The 21,706-nt window shown below is 41.3% G+C and carries 17 protein-coding genes; 6 read left to right on the forward strand and 11 right to left on the reverse strand.

Features of this window, described 5'->3' with window-relative positions:
* Positions 1-110: 110 nt before the first annotated feature.
* The 3 genes from KME09_03775 to KME09_03785 form a co-directional block, all read right to left on the reverse strand.
* Complete coding sequence (locus tag KME09_03775; protein MBW4533033.1) at positions 111-983, reverse strand: SDR family oxidoreductase; 873 nt, start codon at positions 981-983, stop codon at positions 111-113.
* 229 nt (positions 984-1,212) lie between these two features.
* A complete protein-coding gene (locus KME09_03780; protein ID MBW4533034.1) occupies positions 1,213-1,995 on the reverse strand; it encodes an SDR family oxidoreductase in 783 nt (260 codons plus the stop codon).
* 197 nt (positions 1,996-2,192) lie between these two features.
* Complete coding sequence (locus KME09_03785) at positions 2,193-2,717, reverse strand: GNAT family N-acetyltransferase (GenBank protein ID MBW4533035.1); 525 nt, start codon at positions 2,715-2,717, stop codon at positions 2,193-2,195.
* A gap of 225 nt (positions 2,718-2,942) precedes the next feature.
* Here KME09_03785 and KME09_03790 point away from each other — a divergent pair, with 225 nt between their 5' ends.
* Positions 2,943-3,857 (forward strand): alpha/beta hydrolase, encoded by a 915-nt coding sequence (locus KME09_03790; GenBank protein ID MBW4533036.1) that lies wholly within the window; start codon positions 2,943-2,945, stop codon positions 3,855-3,857.
* A gap of 38 nt (positions 3,858-3,895) precedes the next feature.
* Here the strand turns inward: KME09_03790 and KME09_03795 are convergent, their stop codons facing one another.
* The 5 genes from KME09_03795 to topA form a co-directional block, all read right to left on the reverse strand.
* Entirely contained in the window at positions 3,896-4,312 is a 417-nt protein-coding gene (locus KME09_03795; GenBank protein ID MBW4533037.1) for a four helix bundle protein, read from the reverse strand.
* An 83-nt stretch (positions 4,313-4,395) separates the two neighbouring features.
* Positions 4,396-7,320, reverse strand: coding sequence for an aminomethyl-transferring glycine dehydrogenase (gcvP, locus tag KME09_03800; GenBank protein MBW4533038.1), 2,925 nt, complete (start codon positions 7,318-7,320; stop codon positions 4,396-4,398).
* Positions 7,321-7,496: 176 nt separating this feature from the next.
* Positions 7,497-7,895, reverse strand: a complete 399-nt coding sequence (gcvH, locus tag KME09_03805; protein ID MBW4533039.1) for a glycine cleavage system protein GcvH — start codon at positions 7,893-7,895, stop codon at positions 7,497-7,499.
* A gap of 303 nt (positions 7,896-8,198) precedes the next feature.
* On the reverse strand, positions 8,199-9,620 hold the full coding sequence (locus tag KME09_03810) for an ATP-binding protein (GenBank protein MBW4533040.1): 1,422 nt from the start codon (positions 9,618-9,620) through the stop codon (positions 8,199-8,201).
* Between the two features lie 592 nt (positions 9,621-10,212).
* On the reverse strand, positions 10,213-12,909 hold the full coding sequence (gene topA / locus KME09_03815) for a type I DNA topoisomerase (GenBank protein MBW4533041.1): 2,697 nt from the start codon (positions 12,907-12,909) through the stop codon (positions 10,213-10,215).
* Between the two features lie 326 nt (positions 12,910-13,235).
* Here topA and KME09_03820 point away from each other — a divergent pair, with 326 nt between their 5' ends.
* Positions 13,236-14,810: an NAD(P)H-quinone oxidoreductase subunit N gene (locus tag KME09_03820; GenBank protein ID MBW4533042.1), complete on the forward strand. Its 1,575-nt coding sequence runs from the start codon at positions 13,236-13,238 to the stop codon at positions 14,808-14,810.
* 85 nt (positions 14,811-14,895) lie between these two features.
* Here KME09_03820 and KME09_03825 read toward each other — a convergent pair whose 3' ends face one another.
* Entirely contained in the window at positions 14,896-16,134 is a 1,239-nt protein-coding gene (locus KME09_03825; GenBank protein ID MBW4533043.1) for a HEAT repeat domain-containing protein, read from the reverse strand.
* A 208-nt stretch (positions 16,135-16,342) separates the two neighbouring features.
* Between KME09_03825 and proB the strand changes: the two genes are divergently transcribed.
* From proB to hxpB, 3 genes are read left to right on the forward strand one after another with little or no spacing between them, the layout of a single operon-like run.
* Positions 16,343-17,461, forward strand: coding sequence for a glutamate 5-kinase (gene proB / locus KME09_03830; GenBank protein MBW4533044.1), 1,119 nt, complete (start codon positions 16,343-16,345; stop codon positions 17,459-17,461).
* 16 nt (positions 17,462-17,477) lie between these two features.
* Positions 17,478-17,831 (forward strand): Spx/MgsR family RNA polymerase-binding regulatory protein, encoded by a 354-nt coding sequence (locus tag KME09_03835; protein MBW4533045.1) that lies wholly within the window; start codon positions 17,478-17,480, stop codon positions 17,829-17,831.
* 16 nt (positions 17,832-17,847) lie between these two features.
* A complete protein-coding gene (gene hxpB / locus KME09_03840) occupies positions 17,848-18,504 on the forward strand; it encodes a hexitol phosphatase HxpB (protein ID MBW4533046.1) in 657 nt (218 codons plus the stop codon).
* 5 nt (positions 18,505-18,509) lie between these two features.
* Here the strand turns inward: hxpB and bcp are convergent, their stop codons facing one another.
* Complete coding sequence (gene bcp, locus KME09_03845; GenBank protein ID MBW4533047.1) at positions 18,510-18,986, reverse strand: thioredoxin-dependent thiol peroxidase; 477 nt, start codon at positions 18,984-18,986, stop codon at positions 18,510-18,512.
* Positions 18,987-19,190: 204 nt separating this feature from the next.
* On the opposite strand from bcp, the gene KME09_03850 reads away from it, so the two are divergent.
* Complete coding sequence (locus KME09_03850) at positions 19,191-19,457, forward strand: hypothetical protein (GenBank protein ID MBW4533048.1); 267 nt, start codon at positions 19,191-19,193, stop codon at positions 19,455-19,457.
* A 775-nt stretch (positions 19,458-20,232) separates the two neighbouring features.
* Here the strand turns inward: KME09_03850 and KME09_03855 are convergent.
* Positions 20,233-21,648, reverse strand: coding sequence for a TldD/PmbA family protein (locus KME09_03855; GenBank protein ID MBW4533049.1), 1,416 nt, complete (start codon positions 21,646-21,648; stop codon positions 20,233-20,235).
* Positions 21,649-21,706: the final 58 nt, after the last annotated feature.

Here is a 21,706-nt window from a genome sequence, read left to right on the forward strand (position 1 = left end):
CGGCAAACTGATTAGCGCCAGTACATTTTAAACATTAAACCAGCTAACAGCAGTTAGATTTAGCTCACAGTCAATTAATTTTTTACCAAAAAAAGTTAGGGCGAAGCCCTTTAATGCCCTACATAACGCCGTAAGAAACTTTCTAATGATTCTAGTTTGAGATTAAAGGTAGATTCTAGAAGAGCAATTTCATCTCTAGTGCAGAAAAATTCATGAGCTAATAGGGTGCGTAAAGTTCCCAAGGATTTGTTTAACTGAGGATTAATCAAACCAACAGTAAACCGTAAACCATCAAAAAGTTGCAGCGGAGGATTGATTACAACTGGCTCTTGGTTAAATAAACGAGCGAAAATACGGGGAATATCTTCTCGCTTCAAAATATCTGGCCCACCCACAGCAAAGATCTGATTTTTAGCTGCCTCAATTTTAGTAGAGGCGATCGCTATTTTAGCTAGGTCATCTGTACTAATAATTGAAGAACGATTTTCCTGTTCACCAATGGAAAAGTAAATTCCCGTATCACGAAATCTCTCGGCTAAAGGGATTAAATTATTGGCAAACCCAGAAGGGCGTAAAATTGTATAGTTTAGACCGCTATTGATTAAGTATTTTTCAACTTCTCGCTTGGCTTTAAACGTGGCTGAATCTTGATAACCGCGATCTACTCCCAACACCGAAATAAAGACAAAATGTTCGACGTTATTGGCGATCGCTCTATCGATTAAGTCAATATTTGCTCGATAGTCGATGGCTTGAGCATCAGTACCACCATGACTACTAATGATGTATTTGACTCCTTCACAGGCTTTAATAATGTCTCGTTCAATTTTGAGATCGCCAATAAAAATCTCCGCGCCACGATCTTCCAATTCGCCAAAATGGGATGATAAACGCACAAAAGCTCTAACTGGCTCTCCATCTTCTCTTAATTGTCTGACAATTCTACGTCCCAATGATCCCGTTGCGCCAGTAACTAAATACATTAATACACCTATTGTTTGATCTCGGTAATAAGCTATGAGCAGGAAAAATACTTCTTTCTTAACTTCTCTCTTAAAATTCTAGAGAAAAATTAATCAGCCTGACAATCTGTAGATTGGTATAAGCTGTTCAGTTAACAATTGTTGTTTAAAATTTAGGGACTTGGGGCAATAATTAATTATCTCCCCACCTCCTACTTCCTACTTCCTACTTCCTACTTCCTACCTCAGCTCAAATATTTTTAAATTGCTTACCCACTACATTGACTAGCAAATCTCTTGGCATCAGTCTGGGTAAATTGACAATAATTTGGTTGGTAAAGCCACCTACTACAGCGGTAGAATGATTTTTTGCCAAAGCTTTCAAGCTCTCTTGAACAACTCTCTCTGCCGAAGCCGTGGTCGTTTTGTTTAATGCTGTTGCTGAATCAGGAAAATTTGCCCGCTCGTAAAATTCTGATTCCGTTGGGCCAGGACAGACCGCTAAAACCTTGACTCCCAAATCTTTGTTTTCGGCCCACAATGCCTCACTAAAATTCAAGATAAAGGCTTTGCTTGCTGCATAAACAGACATATAGGGAATGGGCTGAAAAGCAGCGATCGACGAGACATTAATAATAGCCCCGTCTCTTCTCTCTTGCATCAGAGGTAAAAACAAGCCTGTCAGTTCAACTACAGCAGCGATATTCAGCTGCACCATGTCCATCATCTTGCTTAAAGAGCGATCGCTAAAAGCACCATAATCGCCAAATCCCGCATTATTAATCAATAAATCAATAGTTAAACCCTGTGCCTGAACCTTGTCAAATACGGCTTGTCTTGCGCCTGCTGTGGTCAAATCTTGCGCAATTACGGTCGTTTTGATTTGGTATTGATTGCTTAATTCTGTGGCTAAGTTATCTAACTTAGCTTGCGATCGCGCTACTAAAACCAAGTTAGTTTGTCTAGATGCTAATTCTCTGGCAAATTTCTCGCCAATTCCCATTGATGCCCCAGTAATTAAAGCCGTTGTCATAATCCTAAAAACTAAATAATTCCTTGATTACGGATTGTAACGCAGGTTTGATTTTTTATTCAGCAGCCCAAAGTCGTATTTTTATGATTACTGATTACTGATGACTGATTACTAATGACTGATTACTAATTACTGATGACTGATTACTCATTACTCATTGCTCATTGCTCATTGCTCACTGCTCATTGTTCATTGCTCTAGTCTGGATACCAAAACATGCCTTTGATTCCTTCAGGGTCTAAGATAAAGCCCAGTCTCTGATAAAACTTGACTACTTGGGGATCGGCAAACAGAGTAATGTTGCTAATGTCTGCACTACGAAGCTGAGCGATCGCGTATTTCATCATTGCTTTACCCAAGCCTTGACTTTGAAACTTAGGGTCAACAACCACATCCCAAATCGTCGCGTTAAAAGCATGATCGGAAGTAGCCCTAGCAAATCCAATTAAACGGCGTTTTTTGCCAGTAACTTCCCACATTGAAACCACTAAAAAACTATGTTCAATCGCTTTTTTTACCTTGCGTAAAGGACGACGCGCCCAACCAACGCGATCGCAAAGTTCTTCTAGTTCATAAAAGTCGATATCTTTATCTGTACTAAAAATAATTTGAGGTTGAGAACTATTATTGTTTTCTAAGTCAAATAAATCTTCTTTGAGTCCAGTACTTTCAGCAGTGTTAACTGCGTCTGAACTGTTAAATAGTTTTTTCCAAAAGACCATGCCGATGTGGCTTTAATGATTTGTGGTTTTTAATATGATATGTCTGTTATATTAATCTATTTTTTGACGCAAAATCATTTCTGAGCAGAAAAACTCATGATGACAAAGGTAAACTAAGTTTTTTACTGACAAGCAGAGAAAGATTTGAACCGTCGAAATTGATCTCGCCAATGTCCAGCTGATTGTATTTAGAATTCTGCTGGACTGTAATGATACGATAGAAAAATGCCATCCATAACCATACTAACGACACCTCATATCTATGAGCTAACTGCACCTGTCGTCGACTCGAAACGACCTGTACTGGTATTTGTGCATGGTTGGCTGCTCAGTCGTCGCTATTGGCAGCCGTTGGTACATCTTTTACAATCTGAATATCAATGTTTAATTTACGATGCTAGAGGCTTTGGGGAGTCTCAACTAAACCATTTAGCTGAATCTCCGTCAATTGTCACTCTTCAGCATTCTACTGTTACTGCGGGTGAGTTGTTAGACCCTAAAAAATATAGTTTGAGAGCTTATGCAGAAGATCTCGGTTATTTACTGGAAAGTTTGTCAATTAAACATGCCTGGGTAATAGGACATTCATTGGGAGGAAGTGTCGCCTTGTGGGCAGCCGAACTTTATCCTGAAGTAGTTAAGGGGGTAGTTTGTCTTAATGCGGGTGGCGGTATTTATCTTAAGGAAGAATTTGAGCGTTTCCGCAATGCAGGTCAACAGCTAGTTAAATTTCGCCCACGCTGGCTGTCTTATGTTCCTTTTCTTAACTTAATATTTTCTCGGATGATGGTGGCACGTCCTCTCCCGCTGGAATGGGGTCGTCAAAGAGTGCTGGATTTTATTCAGGCTGATGAACAAGCTGCGATGGGGGCATTACTCGAATCTACTACCGAGACTGAAGTACATTTATTACCTCAGTTAGTTTCTCGTTTACAACAACCAGTTTATTTTATTGCTGGCGATCGCGATCGCGTGATGGAAATTAAGTATGTCAAGCATCTTGCCAGTTTTCACAGTTTATTTGCTTCGGAGGATAGCAATGTCTTTCAAATTGATAATTGCGGTCACTTGGGTATGATTGAAGCACCTGATGAAGTGGCATCTATTGTCCAGGGAATTTTAAGTAAATATCAAAATTGACTGGAGAAAATAGGAAATAGGAAATAGGAAATAGGAAATTAAGATTTAGATTTGGTTTTGATCTTTTGTGTGGTGGCTACCAAAATACTAATTATTTCGTTTAATTCTTGAAGAAGCAAGTCGAATTTTTGCTTTGAAATAACATCTGATTCAATCATTATCTTAATCCAGTGAATGCTGGAGCATTCCGACAGCTTCGCTGGCGATTTGGCTGCGCCAAATGTTTCACTGGCTTCTTTTAAGGCGATATAGTATTTTGAAAGATAATCGGCTGTTGACTGAGCGAATCTAGCCTCTGCGCAGTTCGCACCAATGCTCGTACCGCTTCTAAGAAATTGTTTTGACAAAACTTTTGCTGCGTCATCAAAATGCCTTTTATTTAACTCACAATAAGCTTTAATTACTCGAACTCCAAAAGCTCTAGTTCTGTCTTGTATATAGGTATTATTATTCATCCGAATCATCGAATTATAGTCAAAGCAATTCTACAGGAAATAGGTTGTATAACTTCCTATTTCCTATTTCCTACTTCCTATTTCTATTTATAAGCCGCCATTCCTGTACAAGAACAGATCAAGTTGCGATCGCCATAGGCATTATTGATTCTACCTACAGTAGTCCAGAATTTGTGTTCTTTAGTCCAGGGTGCTGGATAAGCTGCCTGCTCACGGCTATAGGGATGCGACCAGTCGCCACAGATAATTGATTCTGCTGTATGAGGGGCATTTTTGAGCGGATTATCTTCGGGGTCAATCGAACCATCGGCGATCGCTTGTGCTTCTTGATAGATCGCTAGCATGGCATCACAATAGCGGTCTAGTTGCTCTTTGGATTCGCTTTCGGTAGGTTCAATCATGACCGTACCAATTACGGGCCAAGATACTGTAGGCGCATGGAAACCAAAGTCCATTAGTCTTTTGGCTACGTCGTCTACTTCTACCCGCGCCATTTTTTTCAAGGGACGCAAATCGATAATACATTCGTGAGCGACAAAACCTGATTCTCCTTTAAACAGTACCGAGTAACAGGGTTCAAGACGTTTTGCCATATAATTAGCGTTGAGAATGGCAACTTTAGTCGCTTGAGTTAAACCAGCCTCTCCCATCATGGCAATATACATCCAGGAGATCACCAGAATACTGGCACTTCCCCAGGGTGCAGCGGAAATAGCGCCAATTGGTTGAGCATCTTTTGGTGTGCTAGGGGTAGCAGGTAAAAAGGGTACTAAATGAGGCATTACACCAATCGGGCCTACTCCTGGCCCACCGCCACCGTGGGGAATACAGAAGGTTTTATGTAGATTTAAATGACAGACATCTGCACCAAAGTCTCCAGGACGACATAAGCCAACTTGAGCATTCATGTTTGCCCCGTCCATGTAAACCTGTCCGTCATATTGATGCACGATCGCACAGATGCTTTTGATTTCTGCTTCAAATACTCCATGAGTTGAAGGATAAGTCACCATCAAGGCTGATAACTTGTCTTTGTGTTTCTCGGCTTTAGCCTGGAGGTCTTTCAGGTCGATATTGCCATCGCGATCGCATTTTACTGCTACAACTTTCATCCCACACATTACGGCACTGGCAGGGTTTGTCCCGTGAGCGGATTCGGGAATCAGACAGACATTGCGGTGTCCTTCTCCTCTGGAAAGATGATATTGGCGGATGACCTGTAGTCCTGCATACTCTCCTTGTGAGCCAGCATTGGGCTGTAAGGAGATCCCAGCAAAACCTGTAATTTCTCCCAGCCATGTTTCCAGCTCATTAAAGAGCTTTTGATAACCCTGAGTTTGCTCTAAAGGCGCAAAGGGATGAATATTGCCAAATTCCGCCCAAGTTACGGGAATCATTTCTGCTGTGGCGTTAAGCTTCATCGTACATGAACCCAAAGGAATCATCGAGGTAGTTAGAGATAAGTCCTTGGTTTCTAGCTGATGTAAATAGCGTAGTAGTTCTGTTTCCGAATGATAGCGGTTAAATACCTCGTCGGTTAAATACGAGCTGGTGCGTAGCTGTTCTGGTTTAATTGTTACGGACTGAGCATCGATTAATTCACAATCAAAAGGTAAATCCTGACTGCCAGCAAAGATCCGCCAAAGATCGACCAAGTCTTGCTCGGTAGTGGTTTCATCTAGGGAAATACCGATCGCATTGGTATCAAGCCAGCGTAAATTGATGTGATTACTCGCTGCAATTTGCACCAGATCTGCTGCGCTGTTTTCCCCTGTATTGACCCTAATGGTATCAAAGAAAGACTGGTTGGTAACTTCATAACCTAATTGCCTTAAACCTGTAGCTAAAGTAGCCGTGAGTAGATGAATTCTGGTGGCGATCGCCTTAATTCCCGCAGCACCGTGATACACTCCATACATTGAGGCGATTACTGCTAATAAAACTTGAGCGGTACAGATGTTACTGGTAGCTTTTTCTCGGCGGATATGTTGCTCTCTGGTCTGTAGTGCTAAACGTAATGCAGGCTTGCCGTGTACGTCTTGAGAAACCCCGACAATACGACCAGGTACTTGACGCTGATATTTTTCTTTAGTCGCAAAATAGGCTGCATGCGGCCCTCCATAACCCAAGGGAACACCAAATCTTTGAGTGCTGCCGACAGCGATATCTGCGCCAAATTCTCCAGGAGGAGTCAATAGTGTCAGACTGAGAATATCTGCTGCTACGGTGGCTAATGCGCCAGCTTCATGAACCTGTTCGATAAAAGAACCATAGTCATTGATTGTGCCATCTGTAGCAGGATACTGAAGTAAAGCACCAAAAATCGGCGTAGAAAAGTCAAAATTAGTGTAATTATCAATTATCACCTGAATACCTAGAGGTAAGGCGCGAGTTTTAACGACCTCGATAGTTTGAGGATGGCAACCTGCATCAATAAAGAAAGCATTAGCTTTAGTTTTGCACGCTCCATAACTCAGGCTCATGGCTTCAGCGGCGGCTGTCCCTTCATCCAGCAAAGAAGAGTTGGCAATTTCTAAACCAGTCAAGTCCACAATCATCGTCTGATAATTGAGTAGTGCTTCTAGTCTTCCTTGGGCAATTTCCGCCTGGTAGGGAGTGTAGGAAGTGTACCAGCCAGGATTTTCTAAAACGTTACGTAAAATTACCGCAGGAGTAATGCAGTTAGAGTAACCCCTGCCAATAAAAGAACGGTATACTTGATTTTGCTTGGCGATCGCTTTTAACCTAGCTAAAGCAGCAGACTCACTTTGGGCAACTGGCAACTGTAATGGTTTATTAAGGCGAATTGCTGCGGGGACAGTTTGTTCAATCAGCGCGTCTAAACTATCAACCCCCAATATTTGCAGCATCTGGTTAATTTGCTGCTCATTTACACCAATATGCCGTTGAGCAAAAATAGCAGTAGATTGGTTTACAGCACTTTGAGCGCTCGAATTTACTGAACCTGTAGCAATTTGAGATTCTGCTGCCAAATTTAAGTTAACCATACAAGCTTTAAAATTAGATTTTTAGATAAAAAAAGGGTGGCTTATTGCCAATAAGTTAGCTCAACCACTATTAACAACGATTTGTAATAAATAGTAACAAACTCTACTCATTTTAAGGAGTAGCCAATTTGTCAATAATTCAAATATTTATTGCCGTGCTACTGAAAACATACAGTTTATTCTTCCACTCCTTCTACCTGAGCGCGATATTCAGCAGCAGAAAGGGCATCTTCCAGTTCAGCGTCAGGATCGTCAACTTTGACCTTGATTAACCAACCTTCGCCATAGGGATCTTGGGCAAGGGTTTCTGGAGCATCAATGGCGACTTCGTTGCGCTCTACAACTGTCCCTGAAACGGGAGGATATAAATCTTCAACTGCCTTAACAGATTCGATAGTGCCGATAGTTTCGCCAACTTCCACTGCATCACCAACTTCAGGAAGCTCTAGAAAAACGACATCTCCTAACTGATCGAGAGCAAAAGCACTAACTCCAATGGTGGCAACTTCGCCATCAAAACGAACATATTCGTGACTATCTAGATATTTTAAGTCTTCTGGATATTCTATCTCCATAATTACCCTTCTAATCGTAAGCAAAGACTAGTTTACAACGAATAATCTAATATTTCCTCCTTCCGCTTGAAGCTAGCAAAACTAAAAACCCTGTTGGGAGTAAAACGAGCAAAATAATTTACCAAAAAAGCTTTGAGCTTTTAGTTATTAGCTTTTAGCTCTAAAGATTACCTCAGTAAACAGCTATAGCAATCCTAAATGAAATGAGAAATTTCTACTACCTAAAAACCAATCAATGTAGTTTCATGAATCAAATAGGACTGCTATAGGTAGCTAATAGCTGATAGCTCCAAAAGTAGCCCTTTATAATCCTCTCGATATTTGCCAGTATTTTTGCACCAACTGATAGCGGAAAGTATACATACTGCCTGAAAGATTATCTTCTTGCACGAGATAATAGTCTTTGAGCAACAGGCGTAAAACTGTGCGCGCCATTTCCTTATCTTTGGTTTCGGGTTCACTTTTGAGATATTGCCAAAGTCGCGAAAAAGAAGTGGCAGGATTGATCGATAGGATATCTAAAATTTCTAAGGCGTAAGGTTTTTGCTCTTCACTGTAGTAGTTGTCGATCCGCTCACGATAGTGATCCATTTTCCAGAGATTTAATGAGCTACGCAGACATTCATTGACCGTTCTGGCAATAACTTCTGAGTCAATTTCGCTCTCTACAGCTTTAAATTGATTGATTAAGTGATGGATGTAAAAAGGAATACAGTCGGCAGCCAAGGCTATATTCTCAGCAGTTTGCTGTAAATCAACTACAGGTATGTCTTCCCCTTGCAACAGATTAATAGTCAGTTGAGTCGCTTCCTCCAGGGATAATGGTTGTCCCTCAATCGGATACATATCGTTAGTCGGATCGTTGCTATAACCTGCTTTCTGAAGGTTTTTAATAATATGGTGCAACCCAATTGAGCCAGAAAATACCATCCGCACATCGGGATAAGTTTGACGGAGCGATCGCAAACTATCTAAAATTTCCATAGCTGTTTCGTCGCTAAAGTTGCCCAACATATGCGGCATCTCATCCCAAATTAAGACAATTTGTTTGTCTTGGAGAGTAACTAAATCTTCAATAGTTTTAGTCAAGAGAATTTTCCAATGTTCGGCTGCTACTTCAGGAAATTGATAGCCGTCAAAGTAACTTCCTGTTAGTTGACTCAGATATTCTCGGACTCTTCTGGCTGTACCAACATCCCTCAAATATGTCTCGGTATCTTGCCAAACTGCTTCGACAAATTCAATCGGTGTTCTAATTCCTTCTAAGTCTCGATAGATTGGCAGCATATCGGCTTTGGCTTCAGCCGTCATTTTCTTGAGGATGCTGCTTTTCCCAATTCTGCGCTCACCGCTAAAAATTAGACTTTGCTGTTGCAGATGTGACCAAAGACGCTCAATTAACTCTTCTCTGCCGACAATTTCATCTGGAGCAATTTGTCCCCCTGGATTGGCTTTAAAATCTTCTCGTTTAAACTTAAAGCTCTCAATTTGATCGTTCCATTCTCTTTCTGGTTGAGAAGCGCTATTCCAGTCGAGATTTAATTCTTGACACAGGCGAATGAAGGTATTTAGAGCTACAGGCTTACAGTTGATAAATTTAGAAACTGAAGAACGGGATACTTCTAGACGTTCGGCAAGAGAACGTTGAGTTAATTGCTTGATTGCTAGAGATTCTTCGACTTTCGGTATCCATTCGCTGTTTAACTGTAAGGAGCTACGTACCATATTGCTTTGATATTGCTTTGCTAGTCTTGTCAAGATAACCGCAGAAATTGAGCTTGGGGGATGCGTGGGCTGACCGCGCATATCCAACCATGCTGTTGAGACTGTATTAAGCTATCACAACTAATGTTAATAAATTGAAATTGTTGAAAATCGTTGCTTTAAGCCTCGATCGCGAGCTAGAAAAAATGGCGATCGCCAAGATAAAAATGCGATCGCCATCTCATACTAAATCCGATTCTCAACAATAACTTTGTGGTAAACAGTTTAATTCCGCTGAAACTTTATTACCCATTACCCATTACCCATTGGTGACAAGTTAAGGGACTACGTTGTTTGTCAATCGTTTTTAGCTTCTAGCTTCTAGCCTCTAGCTTTTGAGGGATTTTGAAGGAAAGCTTCTTCAAAGAGTGGCGAGCGCGAATTTAGTCTAGCTTTAATCCATATTTTAGTTGTCAGCAATTCAATCGTTACTTGTTACTTGTTACTCGTTACTCGTTACTCAGTTGACAACTAGCTCTTTTGCTTAACTTGTCACCAATGCCTATTACCCATTACCTTTGCTCAACTTTTAAATGTTGTATCCCAACAGGATTTAAGAAGCTTCTTTTTTAGCAGTAGTTTTTTTCTTAGCTGTAGTAGTTTTCTTTTTCGTGGTGCTAGTCTTTTTCTTAGCTGTGGTAGTTTTCTTTTTCGTGGTGCTAGTCTTTTTCGTTGCTGCTTTTTCGTCCAACAACTCCAACGCTTTTTCTAAAGTTATTTCTTCTACAGTTTCCCCTTCAGGTAAGCCGACGTTAATCTTGCCATACTTGATATAGTTACCGTAAGGCCCTTGATAGATGTTAATTGGCTCTTTATCCCCTGGATGCACACCTAATTCCCGTAAAGGAGTCTTTTTGCTGCCACCACGACCACGTTTAGGTTGTGCCAGTAGTTCCAAAGCACGTTCCAGGGTAACAGTCAGCACATCATCTTCTGCTTTAAGCGATCGGTAGTCTCGCTGTAATTTGGTGTCCTCTGGGCCTTTAAACTCGTGAACTACATAAGGGCCAAAACGACCGAGAGCAGCTTTGATTTTCCCTTCTGTTGCAGGGTGCTGTCCCAATAGGCGGGGTAGAGATAATAACCCAACTGCCATTTCTAAAGTCACATCATCTTTAGTGGCATCAGTTTTACTATCCTTTTTCGGGATCGAACTCATTTTGGGCTTAGGATTCTCTTCAGTTTTATCCCCCAACTGGACGTAAGGGCCATACTTACCGACCTTGAAGTAGATTGGTTCCCCAGTTTCAGGGTGAAGACCAACTTTTTCGGGCCCTTCTTTTTTCTGGCGAATTAAAGCTTCAATTTGCTCTGGATTGAGATCCGCTGGAGTCAAATCGTCGGGAATGGATACCTTGATAACTTCGCTGGTTCCATCTTCGGCAATTATTTCGATGTATGGGCCATATTTACCAATACGGACGATCGCATCCAGATTTTCTAGATGAATTGTCTTGGCGATCGCTGGTTCGATCTCTTCTGTTTTGACATCAATTTGGGTTTTTAGACCTGTTTCTCCCTGATAGAACTTTTTGAGGTAGGGAATCCATTCTGCACCACCACGGGCAATTTCATCTAGAGTCTGCTCCATTTTGGAAGTAAACTCGGTGTTGACCAAATCGGGAAAGTGTTCTTCCAACAGCGCCGTCACGGCAAAGGCAGTAAAGGTGGGAATTAAAGCTTTACCCCGCATTTGAACATAACCGCGATCGACAATCGTTCCCATGACGGTAGCATAGGTACTTGGACGACCAATACCTTCTTTTTCTAAAGTTTTAACCAAAGATGCTTCGGTGTATCTAGCAGGGGGTTGGGTTTCATGTCCAATGGCTTCTAATTCTTTACATTCAGGCTTGTCTCCCTTTTTAAGAGGAGGTAGAGGAACGGCTTGATCTTCTAAAGCGACATCAGGATTATCTGAACCCTCGACATAGGCGCGGAAGAAACCAGGAAAATCAATTTTTTTACCGTTGGCGCGGAATACAGCATTGTCCACCGTGACATCAACGGCAATTTGGGTCAAGCGCGCATCTGCCATTTGACAGGCGACAGTACGCTTCCAAATTAGGTCGTAAAGCTTAAATTCCCGATCTTTGAGCTTGGTTTCGCTGGGAGTACGAAAAGACTCTCCCGCAGGACGGATGGCTTCGTGGGCTTCCTGTGCGCCCTTACTGCTAGTGCTGTATTGACGAGGCTTAGAGCTAAGATATTCCTTACCATATTTCTGCTCAATACATTCCCGTGCAGCGGCGATCGCCTGTTGGGACAAATGTACTGAATCGGTTCGCATATAGGTAATAAAGCCTTTTTCATAGAGCTTTTGGGCTACGCTCATGGTTTCCCTGGCAGATAGACCTAATTTACGATTGGAGTCAATCTGTAGGGTGGAAGTGGTAAAAGGAGCATAAGGCTTACGCTTAGAAGCCTTTTCTTCTCGATTAGTTACTGTCCAAGTCTGGTCGATCACTCGCTCTTTGAGCTTGTTGGCTTCTGTCTCATTCAGCAGCACCACATCTCGACCTTCGGCGATCTTGCCTGTATCAGGGTCGAAGTCGCTACCCGTGGCTAATCTCTTGCCATCTAAAGTAATTAGTTTGGCTTCAAACGGCTCTTTATTCTGTTCCAAATCTGCTTTGAGATCCCAATAACCTCCAGACTGAAACGCCCGACGTTCTCTTTCCCTGAGAACAGTTAAGCGCACTGCTACCGATTGAACTCGTCCTGCGGATAAACCCCAAGAAATCTTTTTCCACAATAGAGGGGAAACAGTATAACCTACCAGGCGGTCTAAAATACGGCGTGTTTCTTGAGCGTGTACGAGATCTTGATCCACCTCACGACAGTCTAGTAAAGCTTTTTGAATTGCCTCTTTGGTAATCTCATGAAATACCATGCGTTTGACTGGCACTTTAGGCTTCAAAATCTCCAATAAATGCCAGCTAATGCTTTCCCCTTCACGATCTTCATCCGTCGCCAGAATTAGCTCGTCTGCGTTTTTCAGGGCGGTCTTTAATTCTTTAACTACCTTCTTTTTCTTATCAGGCACAACGTAGATCGGTTGGAACTCATCTTCGATGTTGATGCCTAAAGTAGCCCACTTCTTATCTTTAAAGGCAGGAGGAATCTCTTTGGCTGAGGGGGGCAAATCTCGGACATGACCCATTGATGCCTCAACCTGATAGCCAGAGGGCAGATAATTACGAATAGTACGCGCTTTGGTAGGAGACTCGACAATAACTAATGTTGACATATGAGATGGGATTAACGCAGTAAGATAGCTGGGATGAATTTTCTCTAGAGATTTTTTTGATCTATTTTTCTAATCTATAGTTATATTCCCTTAAACGACAAATATCTTTGTTGATTGATTGCAGAGCAGAATTGGTGAATCAATTAGCCTACTCAGCTTTAGCCTGGTTTTTACCATAACCTAAATTAACCTCTAGTTAATCTTCCGTTTGTTAAATAGCCAAAACATAATAAGCTGAAACAGGATCGGGATAGAGAGTTACAATCCTTTGTATAGCTCCTACAGCAATTTTTCAACTGTATTTATATCTGACTGTATCTAAATCTATGGATTTTTCTAGCACTGTAGCCTCTCAGCTTCATGCAGCGACAATTGTACCCGAAGGTATTGTGACCGTGACGCTCATAGCTGTTCTCATTGGCGATTTAATCTTTGGGCGTAGCTCCTCCCGCTGGTTGCCCTATCTAGCTATCTTCGGATTATTCAATACCCTTGTAGCTCTCTTTTTTCAATGGAGTAATCCCAATGCGATCGCTTTTTTGGGATCGTTTAATGGAGATAATCTTAGCATTGTCTTTCGGGGCATAGTTGCCCTCTCGGCACTGGTTACAATTCCCATGTCTATTCGCTATATTCAGCAATCGGGAACATCTTTGGCAGAATTTATTGCCATTATGCTCACCGCTACTCTAGGAGGTATGTTCCTCTGTGGAGCGAATGAGTTAACGATGGTGTTTATCTCTCTAGAAATGTTGAGTATTTCTTCCTACTTGATGACGGGCTACATGAAGCGCGATCCCCGTTCTAATGAAGCTGCCCTCAAGTACCTACTAATTGGAGCTTCTAGCTCGGCAATCTTCCTGTATGGCATGTCTTTACTTTATGGTTTGTCGGGAGGAGAAACAAATCTTAACAGTATCTCCGCTAAGGTCACGGCTGTTAATGGTGTAGAGTCTCTTGGTTTAGCTATCTCTTTGGTATTTATCATTGCGGGTATTGCCTTTAAGATCTCGGCTGTTCCTTTCCACCAGTGGACACCAGATGTTTACGAAGGTTCTCCCACTCCTGTAGTTGCTTTCCTCTCTGTTGGCTCAAAAGCTGCGGGTTTTGCCCTGGCAATCCGTCTCTTGACCACTGCCTTTGGTTCACTTACCGAACAGTGGCACTTTATTTTTACCGCCCTAGCAATTCTCAGTATGGTATTGGGTAACGTAGTAGCCCTCGCCCAAACCAGTATTAAGCGGATGTTGGCTTATTCTTCCATCGCCCAAGCTGGGTTTGTGATGATTGGTTTAATTGCAGGGACAGATAATGGCTATTCCAGCATGATCTTCTATCTGTTTATTTACTTATTTATGAACTTAGGAGCGTTTAGCTGTATTATTCTCTTCTCTCTACGTACGGGAACAGATCAAATTAGTGAATACGCGGGCTTATATCAAAAAGATCCCTTGCTTACCCTGTGTTTAAGTATTTGTTTGCTTTCTCTCGGTGGTATTCCTCCCATGGCTGGCTTCTTCGGCAAAATTTACCTATTTTGGGCAGGTTGGCAAGCTGGACTATATGGACTCGTATTACTTGGCTTAATCACCAGTGTCATCTCAATTTACTACTACATTCGAGTGGTCAAAATGATGGTAGTCAAAGAACCCCAAGAAATGTCTGAATCCGTCAAAAACTACCCCAAAATCAACTGGAAGCTTCCAGGAATGCGTCCTCTACAGGTAGGAATTGTCGCTTCAGCAATTATTACTTCTCTGGCTGGAATTTTATCCAATCCCCTGTTTACTTTAAGTGCTAGTTCAGTTGCCAGTACGCCGATTCTACACTCGACTGTCATCACTCAGGAAATACCCAAAACTACAATTCAAGTTTCCACAATCGACGATTTAATCAATTAATAAATTAAGCTAAAAGATTTAATCTAATGAGGCTCGCTGCGGTGAGCTTTTTTTGTCGGCAAGTAGCATGATCAGTAATCAGTAATCACTGTGCTAATTTTTTCAAAGCAGAAAGAGCATGAAGTTGGACTTTGCGATCGCTATCTGTGGCAAGTTGTTCTAAGACTGGGATAGCAGAGCGATCGCCTAATTCACCCAAAGAAGTGGCTAAGGCTTGTCTAATGGAGGCTGACAATGATTGTTGCCGTTGCCAAAAAGCGATTAATACCTGAGCTGACTGATGCTTTAGTTCTAACGTACCATTTCGCCCCAAAATGATAATAATCTCCTGGATAATTAGTTCACTGGAGTTGGTTAGAGCCTGTTCTAGATAAGTGATTCCTGAACTAAGTTTGCTCCAGCCTAAAGCTTTGACTAAATCTAATTTGAGGGCTACAGGCGTAGTATCGACTTGCAATACTTCAAACAGAGCAGTAGTAGCGTTTGGTTGCTGCATTCTGCCTAAAGAAATTGCTGCTTGGCTACAAACTTCGAGGTTTAAATCGTAGAGTAGAGGTTGTAGGTGTTTAACCAAGTCCATTGATTGACAGAGATCGGGACGAAAACCTAGAGCGATCGCCGCTTCTTTTCTAACTGTACTGGCTCGATCTTGCAAGGCGGTAATCAATACAGGCGGGATACGGCGATCGTGGAAGCTACCTAAAGCATTAATAGCAATGGCGCGTAATTCTGCCTTCTCGTGAGTGGTGATGGTTAACAGTGGCGAAATAGTCGAGGCAGAACGAATGTAAGATAAAGCATTAGTTGCCAAAAAACAATATTTTGGCTCTGATAATAAATCTACTAAAGCATCAATAGCGCGATCGCCAATTTGAATTAAAGTTTTGCCAGCGATAGTAATTAATTCATTGTCGTTAGATTGCTGTAGTAGCTGCACTAAAGTTAAGACAACTGACTGTTCGGGAAAATTGCCGAGAATTTGACAGATAAACCAACGTACTTCTGCTTCTACTGTTTCATCTAAAGCTAAAGTATTGAGGGGTGTAATTATTTTGTGACCCAAGAGGGGAAAAAGTTTAGTAATTGACCATTTATGCTGAAAATCGGCTTTAATTAACATTTCTAAGGCAATATTAAAGACCGTCTGCCAATCCTCTGGGTTTAAAACTAACTGCTTATGATTGGCAGATTTACTTTGTGGTAGTTGTTGAAGCTGATTGCTTACCTCTAACCAATTTTGTGTTTGTGCTGCCTTGAGTGCCTGTTCCAATATTACTTTAACCAAAGATTGATTCGCTGCTGTTTCTGGTTTAATATAAGTCACGCGATCGCTATCACCATCAATAAAATTATAAATTGCTCAAAAAAAATAGTTTTCAAAACTTTAATCTAGTTTTAATTATTATTTGATTTTCAACTCATACTGGTAGCATAAAGCACCAATAACTTTGCAGATGTAGAGTGGGAATGGAATCAATGCAAATCGATCATAGTAAAGCCTGATTTTGTCTAGAACAAATAATATTTAGTTAATGAGCAACTTTCAAACCATCGTCGTTAAAATTGGCACTTCTAGTCTGACGCAACCGACAGGGCAAATTGCGATCGCCACTATTGCTTCTTTGGTCGAAACTTTAAGTTATTTACGCTCTCAGGGACACAGAGTTGTCTTAGTTTCCTCTGGTGCTGTGGGTATTGGCTGTGCCAGACTAAATTTAGCGGAAAGACCGCGAAAAATGGCTTTAAAACAGGCTGTAGCAGCAGTTGGACAGGGACGTTTAATGCGCATCTACGACGATCTGTTTAGTAATTTACAACAGGCGATCGCTCAGGTGTTATTAACCAGGCGGGAATTAGTTGAACGCAACACCTATGTCAATGTCTCCAATACTTTTCGAGAACTACTAGACTTAGGGGTAATTCCCATCGTCAACGAAAACGATACCGTGGCAGTAGACGAACTAAAATTTGGTGATAACGATACCCTTTCGGCTTTAGTTGCGAGCTTAGTTAAAGCAGACTGGTTATTTCTCTTAACTGATGTAGATCGCATGTATTCGGCCGATCCCAAAACTTTTCCCCATGCTCAACCAATTAAACTAGTAAGTAGTGACGAGCTTAATCAACTTCAGGTTGATGCAGGATCTAGTGGTTCACAGTGGGGTACTGGCGGTATGGCAACTAAACTTGCCGCAGCACGTATTGCTACAAGCACGGGAGTTAGAACCGTGATTACTCAGGGGAAAGAGCCACAAAATATTTTAGAGATCTTGCAAGGCAAAGATTTAGGAACTCAGTTTGAACCCCAACCCCAGACTGATAATGCACGCAAACGCTGGATTAGCTACGGTTTGATTCCGATGGGTAAGCTCTATTTAGATAGTGGTGCAGTCAAAGCTATCATCAGTAAAGGAAAATCCTTGCTTCCTGCGGGAATCGTGGCGGTTGAAGGAGAATTTTCAGCCACCGATGCGGTGCTGCTGTGTAACCAAGAAGGTATTGAATTAGGTCGAGGTTTGGTTAACTATAACAATAGTGAAATTGAACAAATCAAAGGACATCATTCAACCAAGATTGCAGCAATCTTAGGTTACGACAGCGTAGATACAGTAGTGCATCGTAATAATTTGGTGATGAAAGAGAATATTTAATCCGACTGAGGTAAATATGACTATTAAAGTTTACGGTATTCCTAATTGTGGGACTTGTAAAAAAGCGATCGCCTGGCTACAGGAAAATAATCTGGAATATGAATTTATTAATACTAAAGATCATCCTCCCGATCGAAAAATGATTACTAGTTGGGTCAAAGCATTAGGTAGTAAAGCAATGCGCAATACTTCAGGGAAATCTTATCGCGCTTTAGGCGAATCACGAAACACCTTTAGCGATCGAGAGTGGATCGATCTTTTTGCTCAAGATGCTATGTTGCTTAAACGACCTTTGTTTACTAAAGATAATCAGGCGGTATTAGTTGGGTTTAAAGCCTCGCCAGCAGAATTAAAAGAGAAATTAAGCTGATGAAAAATAATTAAAAATGATTGAAGCCGTAATTTTTGATCTCGATGGCTTATTAATCGATTCTGAACCTCTGTGGCAAGAAGCAGAGATCCTGGTATTTAAACAAGTAAATTTGCTGCTGACTAGTGAACTATGTCGGCAAACTCAAGGTTTAAGAATAGATGAAGTAGTAGACTATTGGTATCGTCAATATCCTTGGACTAATTTAAGCAAGCTGGAAGTTGAAAAGCTAATTGTGAGCAAAGTAATCGAATTAATTCACCTCAAGGGTCAACCCCTTCCAGGAGTCCATCAGGCAATCGCTTTCGTCAAAAACCAGAATGTCAAAATTGCTTTAGCTTCTTCTTCAGCATTAAAAATTATTCAAGCTGCTTTACAAAAGCTCAATTTAACCGAAGTGTTTGCCGAGATCTATTCAGCAGAATTTGAAGTTTTAGGCAAACCTCACCCAGGAGTCTACTTAACTACTGCCCAGAAATTGAATGTTCCTCCTCAATCTTGTCTGGCTTTAGAAGACTCGTTAAACGGCGTATTAGCTGCCAAAGCTGCCGACATGAAGTGTATCGCTATTCCCGAAGCAATACAGCAGAAGAATCCCCAGTTGGCGATCGCCGATCTAATCTTAAAATCTTTAGAAGAATTAAATCAGCCAGTCTGGAATAGTCTCAATTAACTTACCTAACTCACCTGAGTCTTTAATTCCTGCAAAACCTTCTCAGCATGAGCTTTGACTCGAACTTTGTCCCAAACTTGAACAATTTTGCGATCGGGGGAAATTAAAAAAGTAGAACGCACGACTCCCATATATTCTTTGCCCATGAATTTCTTTAAGCGCCATGCACCATAAGCCTCAATCACGACATGCTGAGGATCGCTTAATAGCTTTAAAGATAAATCTTGCTTATCAATAAACTTACAGTGAGACTGGGGGGAATCTGGACTCACACCGAGAATATCCGCCCCTAGTTCCTGGAAAGCTTGGGCATAGGCGGTAAAATCCTTCGCTTCGGTAGTGCAACCAGGAGTATTGTCCTTGGGATAAAAATATAGCACTAACCACCGTCCTGAATAATCTGCCAGGCTAACAACTAAGTCATGTTGATCTTTGGCGGAGAAATCTGAGGCTGTCTGTCCAACTTGAGGCATATCTGTCATGGTAATAAAAGTTCAAGTTATTAATAAATTTTTTGGTTTGATGGGGGAGATCTAGCCAAGCTGTCACCAGGGGCAATCTAGGCTAAAACTGCTTATTATGTAACATAATATTACGATGGTGCCGTTAAAACATTAAAACGTCATATACTTATGGTGTCATTTTCATAATGATTCTTATTATCACAACATAATGTGGGAAGGAACATGACTCTTGCATCTAATTATAGACAAACCGATTATGGTAAAACGGTTGTTGAAGCAGTAAGTACATCTGGTGCTTCTGCTGCTTTGGCTCATACAGCGGTACACGCGGGTATAGCCACAGGAATCATACATACCACTGCTGCTACTGCTGCTACTGCTGGTGGTACTTTTCTTGGTACAGCCTGTATTGCTGCCTGCGCTCCAGTGGCTCTTACTGGTGCTTTAATTGGTGGAGGAATATATTTGATAGCTAAAGCATGTGAATAATTTCTAACTAAAAAATGAAATTATTTATTTATATGCTATGTGAAAAATCGCTTCTAGTAAGAGCGGTTTTTTTTCGTTCAAAAAGTATTACTAACTAATTAGTGGGACTAAAACTAACGAAGAAGTTATGCGAGGTAGTAAGCGAAAATATTGCAGCTTTTAGTGTTTGAGATAGTTAAAATTGCTTTTAAAGCATAATCGCTATAATCTATGCAGCACAAGTAATCCAGGAATTTAGCTCTTTTCCAAAAAATTCCTAATTTTGCAGAGATTAGCCAAAGACTGCAAAAATTATCATCTTCGGTCATCGCTAAAATCTGATTTGTAAACCCTTACACAGCAATCGTTTCAAGCTAGATTGCCCCTGGTGACATCCTGGCTAATTTTAGCTCTTGATCTGATGATTTTTTTCCGTAGAAATAACTAAGAGTTCCCATAATTAATGAAAACAAAATTTTAGTAAAAATACGGTTGTGCTTCAGCTTTTTTGAAGAGATGATTAATTTTAGAGTTAAATAAATAATAAAAATATTTCCTGATGAAGCCAAGGTATCACTTCACCTCTAGCTAATCATATCTAGTCTTGCTCCAGAACCCAGTTATACAACTGGGTTTTTTTCTGACTTTTTAAAAGCTCTAAGCTCTAAGCCTGGTTAACCGCGAAGCGAGTTTAAATTACATCAAGTTCGCGTAATTAGTTGGAATAAAGCTGTCCCTAATTCCCTAATTCCCCAAATACTTACAAGTACTTAACTGTTCAACCGAACCTAATATTTTACTCAGCATTGCCGCCAATAGTCACATCTTTGATTCTGAGACTAGGCCCTCCGCAACCAACGGCTAGTCCTGACTGCCCTCCTTTACCACAACCGCCTGACTCATCCCAATAAAAATCATCGCCGATCGCTTCAATATTTGCCAGGGTTTTAAATACATTGCCTGAAAGAGTTACATCCTTAACGGGTTCGGCTAATTCACCTTGCCAAATCATCCAAGCTTCCCCAGCGCTAAAGGTAAACATTTCGCCGTTAGTCATTCCTCCTAGCCAGTTACGAGCATATACACCCTCACTAACATCTTTGATTAAATCTTTTACAGGAGTTTTTCCTCTGGCAATCCAGGTATTAGTCATGCGCACAATGGGAGAATGATGATAATCTAAACAGCGAGCATTACCTGTCGGGGCTTCTTCTAACTTGCCCGCTGTTTCTCGCGAATGGAGTCTACCAACCAAAACACCATCTTTAATTAACTGGGTAGTAGTGGCGGGAGTCCCCTCGTCATCATAGAAGTAGCTACCGCGATGAACATAATTATCTTCTGAGGCAATTGGGGCAGCACCATCAAAAATCTGTAGCTCTGGTGAGCCAAAACGCTTACCCATACTCATCACTTCTAATAAGTCGGGGTTTTCATAAGCCATATCTGCTTCCGATAGATGTCCAAAAGCTTCGTGGACAAATAATCCAGTTAAAATTGGATCGATCACGACGGTGTAGATATCACCCTTAATTTTGGGTAAAGATAGAGCATCAACCGCTCTTTGTGCAGCGCCAATTACCTGTCGATCTAAATTCGTCAAATCTTCATAAGCCTGACGAGAGCCTGTAGTTTCCCTTCCTGTTTGAATCGCATCATCTTTTCTCGCTGTTGCCGAAAAGCGCATTTCCATATCTGACCAGGATTGTTCAATTAAACTACCTTCAGAAGTTGCCAGAATTATCCTTTGAGAGCTATCGCCATAGCTAACGGTAGTAGTGGTCAGACAGTCATGATAACCACGCAGAATCTGATCATAGCGATCGCACAAGGCTTTTTTATCGGCTAAAGAGATATTCCTGGGATCGCTTCCCTTCAAGGGGACATGGCAAATCGTTTGAATTGGCTCAACGGTTGCAAGGATTGTTTCTGAATCGCCAACTATTTTAGCAGCAGCGATCGCTTCTTCAATTCTCTCAACCAAACTGCTCAAGTCGTCAAACGCCGAAAATCCCCAGCCTCCACGGTAACAAGCTCTCACCTGTCCACCCAAAGCGATGCTCTCACTGAGAGTTTCAATCTTACTCTGACGCAAGAAAATATTGGTTTCTGCTGCTTGTTCTAGACGAATGGTCAGAAAGTCAACGCGATCGCGATATTTAGAGATTAGTTCAGTCAGTCTATTTTTATGTTCGGCAAATAGATCGCTCATGATGATAATTGATCGGCAGACGTAACTTAACTTATATATTATCGCGGGTTTTGATTAT

Origin of the sequence: Pleurocapsa minor HA4230-MV1 (assembly GCA_019359095.1) — a bacterium.
GTDB lineage: Bacteria > Cyanobacteriota > Cyanobacteriia > Cyanobacteriales > Xenococcaceae > Waterburya > Waterburya minor.

Excerpts from the sequence above, each read along its gene's own strand:
- hxpB (MBW4533046.1), top strand. The coding sequence starts at position 17,848 with ATGATTGAAGCCGTAATTTTTGATCTCGATGGCTTATTAATCGATTCT.
- KME09_03835 (MBW4533045.1), top strand. The coding sequence starts at position 17,478 with ATGACTATTAAAGTTTACGGTATTCCTAATTGTGGGACTTGTAAAAAA.
- gcvP (MBW4533038.1), bottom strand. The coding sequence starts at position 7,320 with ATGGTTAACTTAAATTTGGCAGCAGAATCTCAAATTGCTACAGGTTCA.
- bcp (MBW4533047.1), bottom strand. The coding sequence starts at position 18,986 with ATGACAGATATGCCTCAAGTTGGACAGACAGCCTCAGATTTCTCCGCC.
- KME09_03785 (MBW4533035.1), bottom strand. The coding sequence starts at position 2,717 with ATGGTCTTTTGGAAAAAACTATTTAACAGTTCAGACGCAGTTAACACT.
- KME09_03850 (MBW4533048.1), top strand. The coding sequence starts at position 19,191 with ATGACTCTTGCATCTAATTATAGACAAACCGATTATGGTAAAACGGTT.
- proB (MBW4533044.1), top strand. The coding sequence starts at position 16,343 with ATGAGCAACTTTCAAACCATCGTCGTTAAAATTGGCACTTCTAGTCTG.
- KME09_03790 (MBW4533036.1), top strand. The coding sequence starts at position 2,943 with ATGCCATCCATAACCATACTAACGACACCTCATATCTATGAGCTAACT.
- KME09_03855 (MBW4533049.1), bottom strand. The coding sequence starts at position 21,648 with ATGAGCGATCTATTTGCCGAACATAAAAATAGACTGACTGAACTAATC.
- KME09_03780 (MBW4533034.1), bottom strand. The coding sequence starts at position 1,995 with ATGACAACGGCTTTAATTACTGGGGCATCAATGGGAATTGGCGAGAAA.
- gcvH (MBW4533039.1), bottom strand. The coding sequence starts at position 7,895 with ATGGAGATAGAATATCCAGAAGACTTAAAATATCTAGATAGTCACGAA.
- topA (MBW4533041.1), bottom strand. The coding sequence starts at position 12,909 with ATGTCAACATTAGTTATTGTCGAGTCTCCTACCAAAGCGCGTACTATT.
- KME09_03820 (MBW4533042.1), top strand. The coding sequence starts at position 13,236 with ATGGATTTTTCTAGCACTGTAGCCTCTCAGCTTCATGCAGCGACAATT.
- KME09_03810 (MBW4533040.1), bottom strand. The coding sequence starts at position 9,620 with ATGGTACGTAGCTCCTTACAGTTAAACAGCGAATGGATACCGAAAGTC.
- KME09_03775 (MBW4533033.1), bottom strand. The coding sequence starts at position 983 with ATGTATTTAGTTACTGGCGCAACGGGATCATTGGGACGTAGAATTGTC.
- KME09_03795 (MBW4533037.1), bottom strand. The coding sequence starts at position 4,312 with ATGAATAATAATACCTATATACAAGACAGAACTAGAGCTTTTGGAGTT.